The organism is Nocardia sp. NPDC051833, assembly GCF_040681225.1.
Taxonomy (GTDB): domain Bacteria; phylum Actinomycetota; class Actinomycetes; order Mycobacteriales; family Mycobacteriaceae; genus Nocardia.
The window spans coordinates 572,004-588,818 of record NZ_JBFAYK010000001.1; the positions used below are offsets into that span (position 1 = coordinate 572,004).

17 protein-coding genes are annotated in these 16,815 nt (G+C 69.3%); 6 read left to right on the top strand and 11 right to left on the bottom strand.

The features are described from left to right. The first annotated feature begins 486 nt into the window (after window positions 1-486). The 4 genes from AB0L91_RS02605 (at window position 487) to AB0L91_RS02620 (ending at window position 4,161) form a co-directional block, all read left to right on the top strand. Window positions 487-1,380 carry an ADP-ribosylglycohydrolase family protein gene (locus AB0L91_RS02605; protein WP_365006992.1) on the top strand — a complete coding sequence of 298 codons (894 nt, stop codon included), beginning with the start codon at window positions 487-489 and terminating at the stop codon, window positions 1,378-1,380. Window positions 1,381-1,467: 87 nt separating this feature from the next. Further along, window positions 1,468-1,797, top strand: coding sequence for a hypothetical protein (locus AB0L91_RS02610; RefSeq protein WP_365006993.1), 330 nt, complete (start codon window positions 1,468-1,470; stop codon window positions 1,795-1,797). A gap of 417 nt (window positions 1,798-2,214) precedes the next feature. Beyond that, window positions 2,215-3,063: a helix-turn-helix transcriptional regulator gene (locus tag AB0L91_RS02615; RefSeq protein ID WP_365006994.1), complete on the top strand. Its 849-nt coding sequence runs from the start codon at window positions 2,215-2,217 to the stop codon at window positions 3,061-3,063. A 333-nt stretch (window positions 3,064-3,396) separates the two neighbouring features. Beyond that, complete coding sequence (locus tag AB0L91_RS02620; RefSeq protein ID WP_365006995.1) at window positions 3,397-4,161, top strand: glucose 1-dehydrogenase; 765 nt, start codon at window positions 3,397-3,399, stop codon at window positions 4,159-4,161. A 52-nt stretch (window positions 4,162-4,213) separates the two neighbouring features. Here the strand turns inward: AB0L91_RS02620 and AB0L91_RS02625 are convergent, their stop codons facing one another. From AB0L91_RS02625 to AB0L91_RS02650, 6 genes are all read right to left on the bottom strand, one after another. Continuing rightward, window positions 4,214-5,011, bottom strand: coding sequence for an ABC transporter permease subunit (locus tag AB0L91_RS02625; RefSeq protein WP_365006996.1), 798 nt, complete (start codon window positions 5,009-5,011; stop codon window positions 4,214-4,216). A gap of 2 nt (window positions 5,012-5,013) precedes the next feature. Beyond that, a complete protein-coding gene (locus AB0L91_RS02630; protein ID WP_365006997.1) occupies window positions 5,014-5,910 on the bottom strand; it encodes a 2-aminoethylphosphonate ABC transporter permease subunit in 897 nt (298 codons plus the stop codon). Between the two features lie 139 nt (window positions 5,911-6,049). Beyond that, window positions 6,050-7,246 (bottom strand): ABC transporter ATP-binding protein, encoded by a 1,197-nt coding sequence (locus tag AB0L91_RS02635; RefSeq protein ID WP_365011149.1) that lies wholly within the window; start codon window positions 7,244-7,246, stop codon window positions 6,050-6,052. A 49-nt stretch (window positions 7,247-7,295) separates the two neighbouring features. Next, window positions 7,296-8,315, bottom strand: coding sequence for a 2-aminoethylphosphonate ABC transporter substrate-binding protein (locus AB0L91_RS02640; RefSeq protein WP_365011151.1), 1,020 nt, complete (start codon window positions 8,313-8,315; stop codon window positions 7,296-7,298). A 115-nt stretch (window positions 8,316-8,430) separates the two neighbouring features. Further along, complete coding sequence (locus tag AB0L91_RS02645; protein WP_365006998.1) at window positions 8,431-9,114, bottom strand: phosphonatase-like hydrolase; 684 nt, start codon at window positions 9,112-9,114, stop codon at window positions 8,431-8,433. An 8-nt stretch (window positions 9,115-9,122) separates the two neighbouring features. Further along, complete coding sequence (locus AB0L91_RS02650; protein ID WP_365006999.1) at window positions 9,123-10,250, bottom strand: TIGR03364 family FAD-dependent oxidoreductase; 1,128 nt, start codon at window positions 10,248-10,250, stop codon at window positions 9,123-9,125. 96 nt (window positions 10,251-10,346) lie between these two features. Here AB0L91_RS02650 and AB0L91_RS02655 point away from each other — a divergent pair, with 96 nt between their 5' ends. Next, a complete protein-coding gene (locus AB0L91_RS02655; RefSeq protein WP_365007000.1) occupies window positions 10,347-11,069 on the top strand; it encodes a GntR family transcriptional regulator in 723 nt (240 codons plus the stop codon). 5 nt (window positions 11,070-11,074) lie between these two features. On the opposite strand, the gene AB0L91_RS02660 is transcribed toward AB0L91_RS02655, so the two are convergent. Beyond that, a complete protein-coding gene (locus AB0L91_RS02660) occupies window positions 11,075-11,434 on the bottom strand; it encodes a DUF4254 domain-containing protein (RefSeq protein ID WP_019048160.1) in 360 nt (119 codons plus the stop codon). A 427-nt stretch (window positions 11,435-11,861) separates the two neighbouring features. On the opposite strand from AB0L91_RS02660, the gene AB0L91_RS02665 reads away from it, so the two are divergent. After that, window positions 11,862-12,725: a helix-turn-helix transcriptional regulator gene (locus tag AB0L91_RS02665; RefSeq protein ID WP_355280578.1), complete on the top strand. Its 864-nt coding sequence runs from the start codon at window positions 11,862-11,864 to the stop codon at window positions 12,723-12,725. Here AB0L91_RS02665 and AB0L91_RS02670 read toward each other — a convergent pair. The 4 genes from AB0L91_RS02670 to AB0L91_RS02685 form a co-directional block, all read right to left on the bottom strand. Beyond that, entirely contained in the window at window positions 12,719-13,531 is an 813-nt protein-coding gene (locus AB0L91_RS02670; protein WP_365007001.1) for an ABC transporter permease, read from the bottom strand. The genes AB0L91_RS02665 and AB0L91_RS02670 overlap by 7 nt on opposite strands. Then, entirely contained in the window at window positions 13,528-14,358 is an 831-nt protein-coding gene (locus tag AB0L91_RS02675; protein WP_365007002.1) for an ABC transporter permease, read from the bottom strand. The genes AB0L91_RS02670 and AB0L91_RS02675 overlap by 4 nt, the downstream gene beginning before the upstream one ends. Before the next feature lie 50 nt (window positions 14,359-14,408). Continuing rightward, window positions 14,409-15,311, bottom strand: coding sequence for a thioesterase domain-containing protein (locus AB0L91_RS02680; RefSeq protein ID WP_365007003.1), 903 nt, complete (start codon window positions 15,309-15,311; stop codon window positions 14,409-14,411). 105 nt (window positions 15,312-15,416) lie between these two features. Next, a complete protein-coding gene (locus tag AB0L91_RS02685; RefSeq protein ID WP_365011153.1) occupies window positions 15,417-16,721 on the bottom strand; it encodes a TIGR03118 family protein in 1,305 nt (434 codons plus the stop codon). Window positions 16,722-16,815: the final 94 nt, after the last annotated feature.

Genomic DNA, 16,815 nt, shown 5'->3' on the forward strand with positions numbered 1-16,815 from the left:
CTGAGATCCATTGGCTAGGGCATCAGCACGCTCGTCGTCGCAGCACACCCGGTTGTGAGCCCTGTTCGCGTCACTTCTGATCGTCAGCCAGCTCACCTCGGGCAGGGCCTTGTTTGCCGTGGTCAGCAGATCTGCCAGCGGATCATCTGCAGCTCCTACCGTACGGAATGCGGAGATGCTACGACTCGCAGGGGTGAGATGTTCGCTACACACTCCTGCAATGCCCGCTTCCTGTACGGAGAAGACGATGCCACGTCGCCGCCCACGAATGACACGCCCAGTCGCACCTGCCCGCTGCGCAAGCGCATCACCGAGACCGCTCTCGAGAACATCCCGTATTGCCGCACACCGCGCTGACAGCGTCGGCCAGAGTCCGCAGTGTCGGGTTAGATCCGTTGCGGCTCAAAGCATCCTAACCGTCGTCTACGTGCGTTCGGGCAATGTCAGACTTGGGCCGGTGGTCGCAGTGACTGTCAGAATGGCTGGATGAACGCTGATGCACGGGTGCGGGCACTGTCCTCTTTGCGCGGTTTGGCGGTAGGGGACGCGTTCGGGGCGTGTTTCGACGACGCTATCAACCATGGCGCGTTGCAGTCGCGAACCCTGTTGCCCGGGCCGTGGTTGTGGACCGACGATACGCAGATGGCGTGCTCGATTTTCGCTGTGCTCAGTGCCCACGGTCGCATCGATCAGGAAGTGCTGGCTCGTTCCTTCGCTGAGCATTACGACATCTATCGCCGATACGGGCCCGGGACGAGCCGGATCCTGCGACTCATGCGGCAAAAGGGCTATCACTGGCGTGAACTTGCCCAACAGGCACGTGATGGACGGGGTTCGTGGGGCAATGGTGCCTCTATGCGGGTGGCGCCGCTGGGTGCGTGGTTCGCTGACGACCTGGACCGAGTAGTCCATGAGGCGACAGTTTCGGCGGTGGTCACTCATGCCCACCCCGATGCAGTAGCCGGTGCGGTCGCAGTGGCTGTCGCTGCTGTCTTGTTCTCGGCGCAACCGCAGCTACGCCGTAGTCAGTTCCTCGGTACGGTGGCCGACCGGACGCCGGCTGGCCCGGTCCGAGACAAGATCAGAGAGGCCGAGGAGGTCTGTGATTCTGTTACTGCGGCAGCGGAATTGGGAGTCGGACACGACACCTCCGCGCTCGATACCGTTCCGTTCTGTCTCTGGGTCGCGGCTCACCACGGCCATGATTTCGCCGACTCGTGCTGGACAGCCGCCTCGTCGGGCGGTGATCGTGACACCACATGCGCAATCATCGGCGGAATTATCGGTGCCAGCCCGGTCCTCGAGGTCGTGCCGCCCGAATGGTTCGCGAGCTGCGAGCTGCTACCTGAGTGGGCAACCGCGGCTATACCGCTCGCCTAGCAGCGCTGTACTGGCACGCGGCCGCTGGACGCCTATCAGCGGACGTTTGCCTCAGGCGCTCGAGAACCGCACTGCTACGTTGACGGCATGCGGATCCCTAGCCTCGGAGCACTCACATACGATAGCGAGTTGGGCTGCTACAGAGTCGATCTCATATCTGTCGACGTTCTCGACGGGGCCTCGTGTCGTGTGATTCTCAGCGGATACGATAGCGATCCAACGCCGGAAGACTTCCACACAGCGGTCAGCGAGTTTCTGGCACTGACACCGTCAGCGCTACAGGCCGTCGCACCGTCGGTCTTCGCGTACTACCGCGACGTCATGGATGAGATCGTAGCCAATGGTGATGACGATTGGTACGTTGAGATCACGAACGAGAAGAGGTATTCGACCACGTCCAATTCGGGGACGAACTGACCGTCCTTCGCGATCCCTATGGCGATCAGCATGTCTATGTATCGCTGGAATGTGAATGCGATTGGGAGCCGGAGCACGGCCTACAAATCGTGTTCAGGGACGGTCAGTCAGTGACCAAGGTAGGCCCTTACAACGGTCACCTCACCATCTCGGGCGCCTATGGCGACGACCGCTTTGACGGTGTCGTCTATGTGACCCGTGACAGTCTATAGGCTGTGTTGATCGGCCAGATACCCCTGCCGACGGCCGGTGCAGCACAGGTGTTACGTCGACGAAGCGGCTGGCCACGCACCAAGCTGTGACTCTGTTCGGGTGGCATCCGGACGCGGTGTCTACCCGAGCCCCAGGTGCTTGCTCGACGGGGCTCGATGCGCCGTCGGCGAGCGGCTCGACCGATGGCGCAGTTAGCGTAATGGCATGGCTAGTACAGCATCCGTCTACCGTCGCGCCCAGCTCCGGGATTTCCTGCGGTCGCGGCGGGAACGGGTCCGGCCAGGCGATGTTGGGCTACCCGAGGCAGGTCGTCGACGTACGCCGGGTCTGCGGCGCGAAGAAGTCGCGATGTTAGCTGGGGTGGGGGTGTCATGGTATACGTGGCTCGAGCAAGGGCGGGACATCACGGTGTCGGGGGATGTGCTCGATGCGGTGGCGAAGGTGCTGCTGCTGAGTGAACCCGAGCGGGGGCATCTGTATTTGCTCGCCGGGCTCAATCCGCCGCCGCCGCGTGCTGCGGCGGGGACCGAGGTGACCGCTGAGATCCGGCAGTTGCTCGATGGGTGGGAGCGGGGGCCCGCGGTGGTGCGGGATCGGTACTGGAACATTCTGGCGTTCAATGTTGTGGCCGGGTGGGTGTTCGGGTGTGATGACGGGGAACCGCACAATTGCCTGGTCACCTTCTTTGCCAGTCCGCGCTATCGCGAGTTGCCCGCGCTGTGGGAGGCGGCAGCGCCGGGGGTTGTCGCGGCGTATCGCGCGGATGCGGCGCTGGCACCGCACGATGACGAATTCCATCGGGTGGCACGGGAACTGGCCGCCGCCGAACCCGACTTCGCGCGCTTGTGGGAGCGGCACGAGGTCGATGTCCCGGCTCAGGCCGTCAATGCCCTGCGGCATCCCGAGGTCGGGGAGCTACACTTCGACGCGACCACGCTGATTGTCGCCGATCAGCCGAATTGGTCTGTCGTGCTCTACAACCCGAAGCCGGGCACCGACACCGTCGACCGCCTCGCCCAGCTGCCGCGCCTGCGGTTGACCGAATCCGCCTGACCCGCGCCAGCGTTCCACGCGGCGGTGCCTCGGAACCGGAAGCGACAGGGTCGGCACCCGGCCCTCGTGGCGGTTGACCAGGGCGTCACCGCCTACCAGGACGGACCGGTCCAGCGAGATCGTTCGCGCGGGTGCCGTGCGGACACATAGGGAAGTATCGAAATCGCATTATGCCGCTGTGCGCGACATTTCCGTCGGCTGCGACGGGTGCGGACCCACCGCAGACGCACGCGATCGGCGGAACGTCGAAGCGACAGGGTCGGAGCCTGGTGGTGCCACACCCCGGATAACTGCGCACTGCCTATGCGGTACCGGCGCGTCCACGCTGAACTCATGACGCACAACAGTTCTCGATTCGATGGCAAGACGGCGCTGATTACCGGTGGCACCAGCGGCATGGGTCTGGCGACCGCGCATCGGCTGCTCGCCGAAGGGGCCGAGGTCGTGGTGACCGGGCGCGACAAAGCCCGGCTCGACACGGCAGTAGTCGAACTCGGGCCACGGGCGCATGGGATCGCGGGTGATGTCACCGATCTCGACGACCTGGACACCCTCGCCGCGACGCTGACCGACCGCTTCGGCCGCCTCGACGTGGTCTTCGCCAATGCAGGCATCGGCTCGTTCCAGCCGATTGATCAGGTGAGCGGCACGTTGTTCGACGAGGTGATCGCCGCCAACGTCAAGGCCGCGTTCTTCACCATCCAGAAGACCCTGCCGCTGCTGCCCGCGCACGCGGCGATCGTCATCAACGCCTCGTTCGGCCTGCACCGCGGCGTCCCCGGCGCGGCGCTGTACTCGGCGAGCAAGGCCGCCGTGCACAACCTGACCCGCACGCTCGCGGCCGAATTGGCGCCGCGCCGCATCCGGGTGAACTCGGTAAGCCCCGGCTACATCGACACCCCGGCCTTCCGCGCCGAACTCTCCGACGCCGCGCAGGCGGGCGTCGCGGGCCTATCCCCCGCCGGTCGCGTCGGCACCTCCGACGATGTCGCCGCCGCGGTCGCCTTCCTCGCCTCCGCCGACGCCGCCTACGTCAACGGCCACGACCTGCGCGTCGACGGCGGCCTCACCGCCGTCGACGCCGCCGCTCTCCTGTGAACGCCGCGCCGGGTCGAACCCCGACCGGCAGCCAAGGTTTCGGACCGTCCGATCAGCGCAGCGCGGCGCGTCCCCGCACCCGGCCGAGGACGACCAGCACCACCAGCGTCACCACCACCAGGACCGTGGTCCCGGCCGCGGCGTCGAACACCTCGCCGCGGTCGGTCTGGGCGAAGATGCTGACGGGCAACGTCTTCCAGGTGGCCGGATAGACCATGATCGTCGCGCCCAGCTCACCCATGGACAGGGCGATGGCCAGGCCGGCTGCCGCGCCGAGGGCGGGGAGCAGCAGCGGCAGGGTGATCTGGCACAGCACGCGCACGGGACCGGCGCCGAGGGATTCGGCGGCCTGCCGGTATGCCGGGTCGAGCCGGTCCAGCGCGGCCGACACCGCGCTGAACGCGTACGCCAGGACCAGCACCGTGTGCGCCACGATCACGATCCACTTGGTGCCGCCGAGCAGCAGTGGGCGCTCGTTGAAGGCGATGAGCACGCCGAGGCCGACAGCGACCGAGGGCACCGCGACCGGCAGGTGGAACACCGCGTCGGTCACCCGGCGCAACCAAGTGGGTGCCGCCCGCGAGGCCAGCGCCGCCCAGGTGCCGAGGACCAGCGAGAGCGCGCCCGCCAGCAGGGCGGTCTGCAGACTCACCGACAGGCTCGCCGCCTGCTCGCCGCTGAGCGCGTTGCCGAGATTGGTGAAGCCCAGGTCCGAGGGCAGCGGGCCGGTCCAGCTGCCCGCCAGCGCGGCGGCGACCACGGTGGCGATCGGGGCGACGAAGACCACCGCCACCACCAGCCCGAACACGCCGAGCACCAGGGCCTTTCCCCGGAGAGTCCAGACGAGCACGATCAATCCCCCTTCGGGCGGGCGGTGAACCGGGCGAAGACGAGCCGGTAGGTCAGGTACAGGGTGAGCGAGAGCAGCACCTGCACCGAGGCCAGCACGGCGGCGCCGGGCAGGTCGAAGGTGACGATGCCGCGGGTGTAGATCAGCGCGGGCAGCGTGATCACGCCCTTCGCGCCGGTGAACAGCACGATGCCGAACTCGTTGAGCGTCAGCAGCAGCACGAGACTGCCGCCCGCCGCCAGCGCGGGCCACGCCTCGGGCAGCACCACCTGGCGCAGCACCCGCCACGGCGAGGCGCCCAGACTCGCGGCCACGTCCAGCTGTTCGCGCGGCAGCTGCGCGAACGCGGCCAGCACCGGCCGCACCACGAACGGGGTGAAGTAGGTGATCTCGGCCAGGATCACGCCGAGCGGGGTGGTGAGGAAATCGACGACCGGCTGGGTCGCGCCGGTCAGCTCGGCCAGCAGCGCGTTCACCGCGCCGGCCGTGCCGTAGAGGAAGGTGAACGCGAGGGTGATCAGGAACGAGGGCAGGGTCAGGATCGTGTCGATGAGCCTGCCGACCACCCCCGCCCCGGGAAACGGCACGAACGCGAGCACGATCGCCAGGAACGTCCCGAGGACCAGGCAGCCCGCGGTCGCGCACACGGCGATGGACACGGTGCGCCACAGGGCTTCCCGGAACGACTCCGAGCCGAGCACCGAGGTCCACACGTCGGTGCCGCGCCCGGTCGGGGTCTGCGTCGATTCGGTGAGCACCCGCAGGATCGGGTAGCCGGCGATGCCGAGCACGACCAGCACCGGCGGCAGTGTCCACAGGATCGGCGCCCATGATCGTTGGGGGACAGTGACTTTCGGCGCGGTAGCAGGGGTCGGCGATTCGACGACGGGCGCGCTCATCGTGACACCCGCCGCACCGGCCACGGGACCTCGGCGCCGAGCAGACCGGCACCGACGCGGCGTGCACCGCTCACCGCCACTCGACCACGCCGGAGCCTGTTCGGCCCGCCTGATACTTCTCGGGCACTGCTGATGTCGATCACGACCCGTCCTCCTCCCGGCGCGCGCCGGTAGCTCCGAGGCCGCGACCACCGTCGACCGCGTTCGGAATGAGCACCCCGGCCGGGTCGGGCAGCCGCACGCCGACGACGGCACCGACCTCGGCGGTGAAATGCCCTGGCACATCGACGGCGAGGCTCCCGGGCAGCCCGTCGACCGCCAGCTCGACCCGGGTCGAGGCACCGCGCCACACCGAGGTCAGCACGGTGGCGCGCAGGGCATCCCGTTCGCCGGTCTTGCCGAGAGTGATCGTGTGCGGCCGGATGCACAGCAGCGCGGAGTCGTCCGGCGCCCAGTCGGCCAGCCCGACACCGGGCTGGGGCGCCTGCGCGCGCAGGGTCGCGGTGCCCGCGGTGACCAGCGCCGCCGTGCCGGTGACGTGATTGACGGTGCACGGCACCAGGTTCGCGCCGCCGAGGAAGGCGGCGGTGAAGTCGGTGGGCGGCCGCTGCCAGAGGTTCTCGGCGGTGTCGATGTCGACCAGGCGCGAGTCGCGCATCACCGCGATCCGGTCGGCCAGCGCCAGCGCCTCGGCCTGGTCATGGGTGACATACAGCATCGCGGTGTCGGGCAGGGCCTTCCGCAGCTCCTGCAACTCGCCCAGCATGGAGTGGCGCAGTTGCGCGTCGAGCGCGGCCAGCGGCTCGTCGAGCAGCAGGACCGCGGGCCGGATGGCCAGCGCGCGGGCGATCGCCACCCGCTGCTGCTGGCCACCGGACAGCTCCCGCGGCAGCCGCTGGGCGAAGCCCGCCATGCCGACCATCTCCAGTGCCTCGGTGACCCGCGCACCGATCTCGGCGCGCGGCACCCGATGTGATTTCAGCCCGAAGGCGACATTGCCGTGCACGCTCATGTGCGGGAACAGCGCGTAGGACTGGACGACGACACCGATCCCGCGCCTGGCGGGCGAGAGATCGGTGACGTCGCGCCCGGCCAGCCGGACCGCGCCCGAGGTGGGCCGGACGAAACCGGCCAGCGCCTTGAGCGCGGTCGACTTGCCCGACCCACTCGGGCCGAGGAGCGCGACGGTCTCGCCGACGGCGACGCGCAGGGTGAAATCGGCCAGCGCGACCGCGGCCTTGCGACCCCTGCCGTAGCTGACCCCGACCCGGTCGAACACGATCGCCGGCTCGTTCGTCGTGGCCGTCCCGGCGCGGGCGGCGGTAGCGGACTTCATGCTGAGGTCACCGTCGGACATCGTCTACTCCCTTACAGCACAGCCGGATTCAGCTGCCGGTGGCCTTCTGGTACGCCGCGATGTCGGCGTCCAGCTCGGTGAGGACCTTGTTCCAGTCGACCGCGACCACGTCGACACCACGCAGCGTGGCGGCCGGACCGCCGTCGGCGGGGGCCTGCACATCGGTGCGCGGGGACACCGCGAAAGCCTCCGGGCCGAGCTTGCTCTGCGCGTCGGTGGCGAGCAGGAAGCTCATCAGCTTCGCGGCGTCGTCCTTGTGCGGCGCGCCCTTGGCCAGGCCCATCATGTACGGCACCGACACGGTGGAACGCTTGCCCGCGGCGGCCGGGAAGAAGACGGTGAACTTCGAGCCCTTCTCCTGCACCGTGGTCAGGTTCATCTGCACGTCACCGTTGGCGATCAGCAGCTCGCCCTTGTCGACCTTGGCCTGCAGCTTGCCGGTCGAGGAGGACGGGCCGACATTGTTGGCCTGCAACGCGGCCAGGTAGTCCAGCGCGGCCTGCTTGCCGCGCAGCTGCTGCAGCAGCACCAGCACGGCGGTGCCGTCACCGGCCTGGCCGGGGGTGGAGTACTGCAGCTTGCCCTTGAACTCCGGCTTCAGCAGGTCCTCCCAGGTCAGCGCGGAGGCGTCGACCGAGGGGTTGGCGATGAAGCACAGGTAGTTGTTGGCCAGGGTCACGTAGGTGCCCTCGGTGTCCTTGTCGGCGGCCGGGATCGCGGCGGTGTCGATGCCGCTGGGCTGCAGCAGCCCGGACTGCTTCGCCTTCTGGATGAACGGCGGCAGGGTGACGACCACGTCGGCCTGCGGGTTGGACTGTTCCTTGTCCACGCGGTTCACCACCTCGCCGGAACCGGCCTCGACCAGGTTGACCGCGATACCGGTCTGCGCGGTGAACTCCGCGAACCGGTTCTTGTACCAGCCGCCGACACCGTCGGCGGAGTAGACGGTGACGGTCTTGCCGTCCGTGGATTCGGTGCCGGTGCCGCCGCAGGCCGCGGTGAACGCGACGGCGGTGACGCCGGCCAGCAGCAGCGCGACCTTGGACAGGCGGCGCGCGGTGAGGGAAGTACGCACGATTACAGCAACTTTCGTCTCGTTGTCGAGGGGAATCGCAGGGACGGTGGATCTTTCGGGTCACACCGCGACGGCTGCCGCGGTGGAGTCAGGGGGCGAGCACCAGCGCGGGGAACGCGGCGACCGAGGCGATGACGTGGGTGGCGCCCGCGGCGCGCAGCTGGTCGGCGGTGTGCGCGCCGGTGAGGGTGCCCGCGACGATGCCGGCGCCCGCCGCGAGGCCGGTCGCGATATCGCTGGTGGTGTCACCGAGCACGGCGATCCGGTCGACCGCGTCGACGCCGAGGCGCAGGGCCGCGGTGAGGACCATGTCCGGGTACGGGCGGCCACGGCCCGCGTCCGAGGGCGCCAGGGTGAGGTCGGCCAGGGCGGCCCAGCCGAGGGCGGCCAGCAGCTTGTCCTGGGTGCTCCGGCTGAAGCCGGTGGTCAGCGCGACCCGCACGCCCGCCGCGCGCAACGCGGTGATCGCCTCGACCGCACCGGGAATCGGCGCGATGTCGGCCTCGTCGACCAGGGCGTCGTAGGCGGCTTCGAAGGCGAGGTTGGCGGCCTGGGCGGCGTCCTCGTCGCCGAGCAGCGCCCGGAAGACCTCGATCTTGGACTGGCCCATGGTGTCGACGACATAGCGGCGGGCCTGCTCGCGACGCGGGCCTTCCGGCTCGATCCCGGCGGCGGTGGCGGCGGCCTCGAAGGCGCGCAGCACCAGGCCGCCGTCGGCGACGGTGGTGCCCGCCATGTCGAGGACGGCGAGCTGAATGGTGGTGTCCGGCATGGTTGTCCTCACAGTCCGATCTGGTCGGCGGTCTGTTCGCCGATGGCGGGGCCCAGGGTCATGCCACGGCCACCGGGGCCGGTGACGACCCAGACATTGGTGTCGGCCCGCACCCGGGTGACGATGGCGTCGGGGTCGACGCTCTGGCTATAGACGCCCGCCCAGCGGCGCACGACGCGCGGCAGCTTGCGGCCGAGCAGTTCCTCGGTGACCTCGGTGAGGTGGTCGTAGGGCGCCTCGTCGACATCGAAGGCGAACGGCTCCGTGTATTCGTGGGTGTCGCCGATGGTCAGGCCGCCGTGCAGGCGCTGCACGCACAGCAGCTGCATCTTGTGCTCGGCGGCGGTGGCGGTCTGCGACTGTTCCAACGCGAGTGAATCCACCTGCGCGCCGGCGAATCCCGGGTAGTAGCGGAAGCTGTCTCCGTCGGCGATCGCGGTGGTGAGCGGTTCGTCCAGCGGCGCGGTCTGCATCATCTGCAAGCGCACCCGGCGCACCGGCAGCTCGCCGGCGAGTTCGCGGGTGAGCCCGGAATGGGCGGCACCGGGGCAGTGCACGACCAGGTCGGTCTCGTGGCGGCGGCCGTGATCGTCGACGACGACGGCGCCGGACCCGGTGTCGAGCACCGAGCGGGCTTCGGTGCCCTCGAAGAAGGTGTAGCGGCCGCTGCCCGCCATGTGGGCGCGCAGCGCGGGCAGCGCCTGGCGCGATTCCACCGCCGCGTCGGTCGAGCAGTGCAGTCCGGCAAGGTATTTGCCGCGCAGCGCCGGGTTGAGCGCGCGCACCCCGGCGGGGTCGAGCAGGGTGAAGCCGCGGGCCTGCGCGGTGGGGCCCGCGGCCGCCGCCTCGGCGACGGCGAGTTCGGCGGGCGTGCGCACCAGCGTGATCGACCCCGCCGGACGGAAGCCGATGCCGGCCACCCGGCCGCCGATCTCCTCCCAGAGCTCGCGCGAGCGCAGGGTCAGCTCCAGCTCCCCCGCCGCCCGGCCGGACACCCAGACCAGGCCGAAGTTGCGGACCGTCGCGCCGCGGGCCTCGCGTTCGCGTTCGAGCTGGACGACCTCGTGGCCACGGGCGATCGCCGCCCAGGCGTGTGCGGTGCCGAGTATCCCTCCACCGATGATGACCAATCGCATGCCAATGATCGTGGCAAATGGTCTAGACCGATAGGTGTTGACTGCGAGAACGGCACGTTAATTTTTGGTATAGACCAATCGAGTACGCTGGCGGGCATGGATGCACCGCACACGACGCGCGTTCCGAAGGTGTTCCTGGTTCGCACCGAGATCGACGCCATCCTGGCCGATCTCGACGAAGGCGACCCGGTGCCGTCCGAACGCGACCTCGCCACCCGCTTCGGCGTCGCCCGCGAGACGGTGCGCCAGGCACTGCGAGAACTGCTGGTGGAGGGCAGGATTCGGCGCCGAGGGCGCGGCACGGTGGTCTCGCGCCCCAAGCTGACCCAGCCGCTGTCGCTGCGCTCCTACACCGAGGGCGCGATCAGTCTCGGCCGCACCCCCGGCCGCATCCTGGTCGGCTGGGAGGACGTCGCCGCCGACGCGGAGACCGCCACCGACCTGGAACTGGAGCCGGGCGCGACCGTGATGCACCTGGAGCGGGTCCTGCTCGCCGACGGTGAACGCATCGGCCTGGAGAGCACCTACCTGCCACTGCACCGCTTCGCCGGCCTGCGCGGCAGCTACGACCCGACCACGTCGCTGTACGCCGCGATCCGCGCGACCGGCGTCGAACTCGCCGGTGCGCGGGAACGCATCGAAACCGTCCTGGCAGCGCCCAGAGAAGCGGGCCTGCTCGAATGCACAACGGCGTTGCCGATGTTGCTGTTGCATCGACGCAGCGTCGATGCCGACGGCGCACCCATCGAACGGGTGCGCTCGCTGTACCGGGGTGACCGCGTCGCCTTCGAGGCGAGGCTGTCACCCGAGCACGAGTAGCCCGATTACTGCTCGGGCAGCCGCCGCCGTCCGCCTGCCACATCGGTGACCAGGTCGGTGTAGCCGTCGACGAGTTCGGCGAGGTGATACCAGTGCTTGTGCGTGCTGTCGCTGCGCGCGCCGTCGAGATCGATGGCCTGGTTCGCGTCGACCCAGCTGCGCGCCATCCGGTCGACCACCGCACCGAGGCTCTCGGTGTGCAGTGACGCGCCGTTACGGTGCAGTGGGATCTCCTGGACGATCCAGTCGTTGATGTCGTCGACGAGTTCGCTGCGACGGCAATCGATTTCGGCGATCAGCGCGGCATCGCGCACCTGGGCCCGCCGTTCGTGCAGTTCAGCCAGTGCGTGCGCCGACCGCAACAATTCTCGATCTTGAAAACGCCTGCCCTGGAATGCGCACAACAATTGCGGCGCAGTCGGCAGTACCCCCATCACCGGCGCGCTCATCGCAACGCCCCGAATTCACCCGACACCCAAGATTTGTGTACCAACATGATTGGCTCTCGATTCGGTTATCCCGGTCTTCTGTTCGGATTGCTCGCAACCAGGCTAACTGGATCATGCTCGCTCACACTGCGAAACGCAAGATTGCGTTGTCAGGCTTGCGGTAAAGCCGCCCTGACAGAACCGAAGGTCACATCCGCACGGCGGCACCGGTTTACGGCGTGTCCGCACACCCGCCGACCTTCAGCTATGCGTCGGAGGCATCGTTCTCGGCCGATCGCGTGACATCGGGGCCGCACAGCGCAATAATGCGATTCACGAAGCGCGCCACAGGCGAAGGGGAACCATGGCAGGCAAGCGCACGACACTGACGGTCCGACTACGCAGGCTCGCCGCCATGCTGCGCGAGTTACGCGAAACCGCGGGTCTCAGCAAGGAAGACGTCAGCGCTCGCACCGGCATCAACGTGACCACGCTGTATCGCATCGAAATGGCGCAGGCCCGCCCGCAACGCCGCACCCTCGGCGCGATGCTCGACCTGTATCAGGTCAACGAGAAAACCCGCGAAGAAGCGCTCAGCCTGCTCACCGACGCGCTGAAACCCGGTATGTCGCACGCCTACGAAGGCGCGGTGTCCGACGTCTACGCCACCTACATCAACTTCGAGGCGGAAGCACTGTCGGCCCGCCAATACCAGACCTCGACCGTGCCCGGCCTGCTGCAGACCTACGAGTACGCGGCCGCCGTCATCGACACCTCCATGCCCCGCCTCGACGCCGCCACTATGGAGAGCAGGGCCAAGGCCAGGATGGACCGCGCGGTCAACCTCTCCAAGGACGATCCGCTCGAGCTGTGGGTCGTGATGGACGAGGCGGCCATCCGCAGGGTCGTCGGCGGACCCGCCGTGATGGCAGGCCAGCTCGACCGGCTGATCACCGAGACCAAGCGCAAGAACGTGATCCTGCAGATCCTGCCGTTCGACGCGGGCGCGCACCCCGGCATGGCCGGCTCGTTCACCCTCCTCGACTTCCGCAACCCGGTCGATCCCGAACTGGTGTACGTGGAGAGCCTGGCGATCGACACCCTGGTCGAGGGCCATTCCGAGATCCGCCGGTTCGGCGTGATCTTCGACCAGCTGCGCGCGATGGCGCTGAGCCCGCGCGATTCGGCGCTGCTGCTCGCCGACGCGCGCGCCGCGATCGCTCAGTAGCGCACGGCTCGCCGGAACCCGAGCACGGCGGGCAGCGCGAACACCGCGATCGCGCCCAACGACCAGGCCAGCGTCGCCAGCAGCGGCGCGCGCACCGGTCCGCCGAGCGCGAGACCGCGCATGGTGTCGATCGCGTGGGTCAGTGGATTGTGCTCGACCAGCGGACGCGCCCAGTCCGGATAGGCCCGCAGCGGGACGAAGCCGGTGCTGAAGAACATCAGCATCGACGAGCCCAGCGAGATCACCTCCACCAGTGCTGTTTTCGAGGTGTACACCGCCAGCGCGGTGACCATGGTGGCGAAGCCGAGGCCGTAGAGCAGCGGGATCGCGAACAGGGCGAGGGCCGCGAGCGGACCCTGGGTGAACCGGAATCCGAGCACCGCGCCGACCGCGAAGATCGCCAGGGTGCTCAGCGCGATGCGCGCGCACTCGGCCGCGATCCGCGACAGCGGGGCGGAGGCACGGTGCACGGGCAGCACCCAGAACCGGGCGAGCAACCCCTCGTCGCGTTCGCGCCCCAGCGTCACCGCGCCGGCCAGCGACCCCGACATCACCCCGACCAGCGCGAGCATCGGCACCGAGCCGTAGAGCGCGTCGGCGTCGGCGAAGGCCGAGACCTGGGTGCCAAGCACGGAGTCCAGCATCACCAGCAGCAGCGAGGGGAACACCAGCGCCTGCATGACGGTCAGCGGATCGCGGTACCAGCGCATCAGCAGGCGTTTGGTCTGGATCATGGTCTGCGGCAGCAGCATCCGCAGCGTCTCGGTCCGCCCGGTGACCACCGGCAGGGCGGCGCCGGGGGTCATCCGCGCCGCCGGACCGCGCGCAGCCAGGCCAGTGCGCCGCAGCCGAGGAGCAGGCCCAGCGCCCAGGCCAGCCCGGGGCCGAGCGTCGGAAGATCCACCGCGCCCGCGTTCCCGGTGGCATCGCCAGCCAGCGCGCGCAGTCCGGTGACGAACTGCGAGACCGGCTGATTGCGGGCGTAGCCCTGGATCCAGCCGGGGAACTGGCTCGCCGGGGCGAAGCCGGTGGACACCATTCCGAGGATCAGCTGGGGCAGCACCAGGATCTGGGTGGTCGCTTCCGGGCTCGTCGTCACGCTGCCGAGCAGATCGGCGCCACAGCACAGCGCGGCGGCGATCAGCAGCGACACCCCGACGAATCCGGCGGTGTGCCACCAGGGTCCGTAGAACCGGAAGCCGACCAGCGTGCCGCACGCCAGGGCGGCGGTCACCGCGACCACCGACCGCTGGCCCGCGGCGGTCATCCTGGCCGCCCACGGCACCCAGCGCGGCATCGGCAGGGTGGCCAGGCGCAGGTCGAGACCGTCGCGGGCATCGGTGGCCGAGCGGAAGGCCGCGGCGATGGCGCAGAACGAGACCGCCTGCAGGATGAGCATCGGCATCAGGAACTGCGCGTAGCTGCTCAGGCCGTGCCCGTACTCGCTCATGACCAGGTTCAGCGGCACGTAGAAGCCGAGGGTGAAGACCACCGGCGCGAGGATCGCGGTGAGGATCTCCCCGGTCCGCCAGGACGGCCGGATCAGCCGCAGCGACAGCACCCACCACTGGGTGATCGCCGAGGTCGCCACCCGCTCGGGGCGCACGACCACACGATCGGCCGAAATCCACACCGCCCCATCGTGCGTGATCCCGGCGGCGGGCGCAGGGGAACCGGGCGCGGTCAGCATCGGGTGCGCGTGCTCGGCACGGCCGTGCCGAGCACGCGGGCGATCTCGGGCACGATCTCGGGCGCGGTCAGCTCGCCGGGGGTGGCATCGAGCACGAAGCCGGTCACCGCGCCCTCGACGTACGGTCGCCAGTTCCGTACCGCGGCGGCCGGATCGGGCCGTTCGGCGCCGTCGGGCCCGCGACCGGCGACGCACACGGTCAGGTCACCGGTCAGCATCGAGGGGCGATGGCCTGCCACCATCCGCGTGACCGCGTCCGCGGCGTCGGCCAGCCGGACCAGGTCGGCGCCGGTGAGCTCGACGGTTCCGGCCAGGGCCGCGCCGAGGACGGCGGCGGTCCGGTCGTCGGACAGGGCGGCGGTGTCGGCCTCGACACCGAACTGCGGGGCGAAGCGGGCGACGAACTCCCCCACCGACAGCAGGGGCGGCGGCGCGTCGCGGCAGGCGGCCGGATCGGTGTCGAGCAGCACGACCCCGACGTCCTCGCCCGCCGCGCGCAGCCGAACCGCGGCCTCGTGGGCGACGAAGCCACCCGATGACCAACCGAGCAGCTGATACGGGCCGTGCGGGGCGATCCGGCGGATCTCGGCGACGACGCGGGCGGCCGATGCGCCGATGGTGCGAGGTGGCGTGGGCGCCTGCATCCCGTAGACGGGCACGCGCGGATCGAGGTGGGCGAGCAGGCCCGCGTAGCTCCAGGACAGGCCCGAATCACCGGCCAGGCAGAACAGCGGCACACCGTCGACCCGCGGACCGAGCGGACGGATCGGCAGCACCGGCGCCAGTGCCGACGACCCGGCGCGCCGGTCGTCGGAAACCGGGACCGCCAGGCAGGATTCGGGCCGCTCCTGCGGCCACGCACAAGCCGGGGCGGACGGGTCGGCGGGAGAGCTCACAACAAATGATACGTCGTACGAAACCGGCTCCGGCCCACCGATTTCGGGGGCACCCACCGGACACTCGAAGCGTCCGGTGGGTGCGGAACCCGCAGCGGCGGACCGCTACTGCACGCGCAGGCTGCCGAACAGCCCTTCCTTCTCGTCCTCCGGGCCCGCGGTGAAGTACAGCGCGTTGGCGTCGCCGAGGCTCTCGCCGTTGCCGAACATCAGGGCCCACAGCCCGGCGATCTCGACCGGCTTCGCGTTGCCGTCGCGCAGGTAGTCGACGAAGGTGCCGGTGGTGTCGTCGTAGGCCAGCACGCGGCCGAGACCACCGAAGTTGCCGATCAGCAGTTTGCCCGAGAGCGCGCCGAAGTTCGACGGCGCGATCGCCACACCCCAGGGCGCGTTGAGCCTGCCGCCGTCGTCGATGATCCGCACCAGCTTGCCCGCGGCGTCGAACTCGGCCACCTTGCCCTTGTCGGGCTTGCCGTTGGCGGACTTGTCGGCCTCGGCGTCGAGGGAATCCTCCTCGGCCTTGTCGAAGGCCTTGGGGTCCTTCTCGTCCGGCTGGGTGATCGCGTAGGACACGAACACCCGGCTGCCGAGGGTGGTGATGTTGAACGGGGCCGGATCGCCCGGCTTGGCCTTCTTGCCCTTCTCGGGGGTGGCCGGGTCGATCACGTCACCGGTGGCGAAGGGGTTGGCGAAGCCGGTGGTCGCCACCGGCTGCCAGAACTTGTCGAAGGTGCGGACCTGCGGGTCGGCGCCGAAGTCGGCGGCGAGCAACTTGTCCCCGGACGGCGACAGCGCGATCCCGAAGAACGCCATGCCCTGCGCCGCACCGTCGAACACCTGGTTCGCGCCGCCGTCGCGGCGCACGATCGCGCCGTCGGGCGCCTGCTCGGTCCAGGCCGAGATCTTGCCGGAGTCGGTGGCGAAGATGAACCGCGACGAGCCGCCGAGCGGGATCGGCATGCCGTCGACATCAACCCACTGGTCGCGCACGGCGAACAGGTCGGAGGTGATCGGGGCCGGGTTGAACACCACGCCGGTGACCTTGCCGACGCTCTTGTCCGAGGTGTCGGCGTCGGCGCCGGGCACACCGACGAGCTTGAGCTGGTCCTGGAACAGCTTCTGCAGCTTCGGGTCCGAGGACGCCTGCACGTCACCGACGAACTGGTACGACTTGCCGCCCGCGCCGACCCAGAAGTGCCCGCCCGCACCCTTGGGGCGATCGGCCAGGCCCCAGGCGTTGACCATGTCGGGGAATGTGAACTGGGCGTGGTAGGAATCCTTGTTGGCGGCCAGGTTCGTCTGGCTGTACCGGTTCCCGTCGAGCGCGGCCACATCGTCGCCGGCCTGCTCGGAGCTCGAGCACGCCGCGGCCAGTACCAGGGCCGCACCGAGAACCACACCGCGCACCAGCCCGGACCGTACCCCGCGGGTACCCCTCACATGTCCGTTCACGTTCTATCCTTTCGACCTCCGCCGGACGGCGTTCAGGCGAGGCTGACCTTAG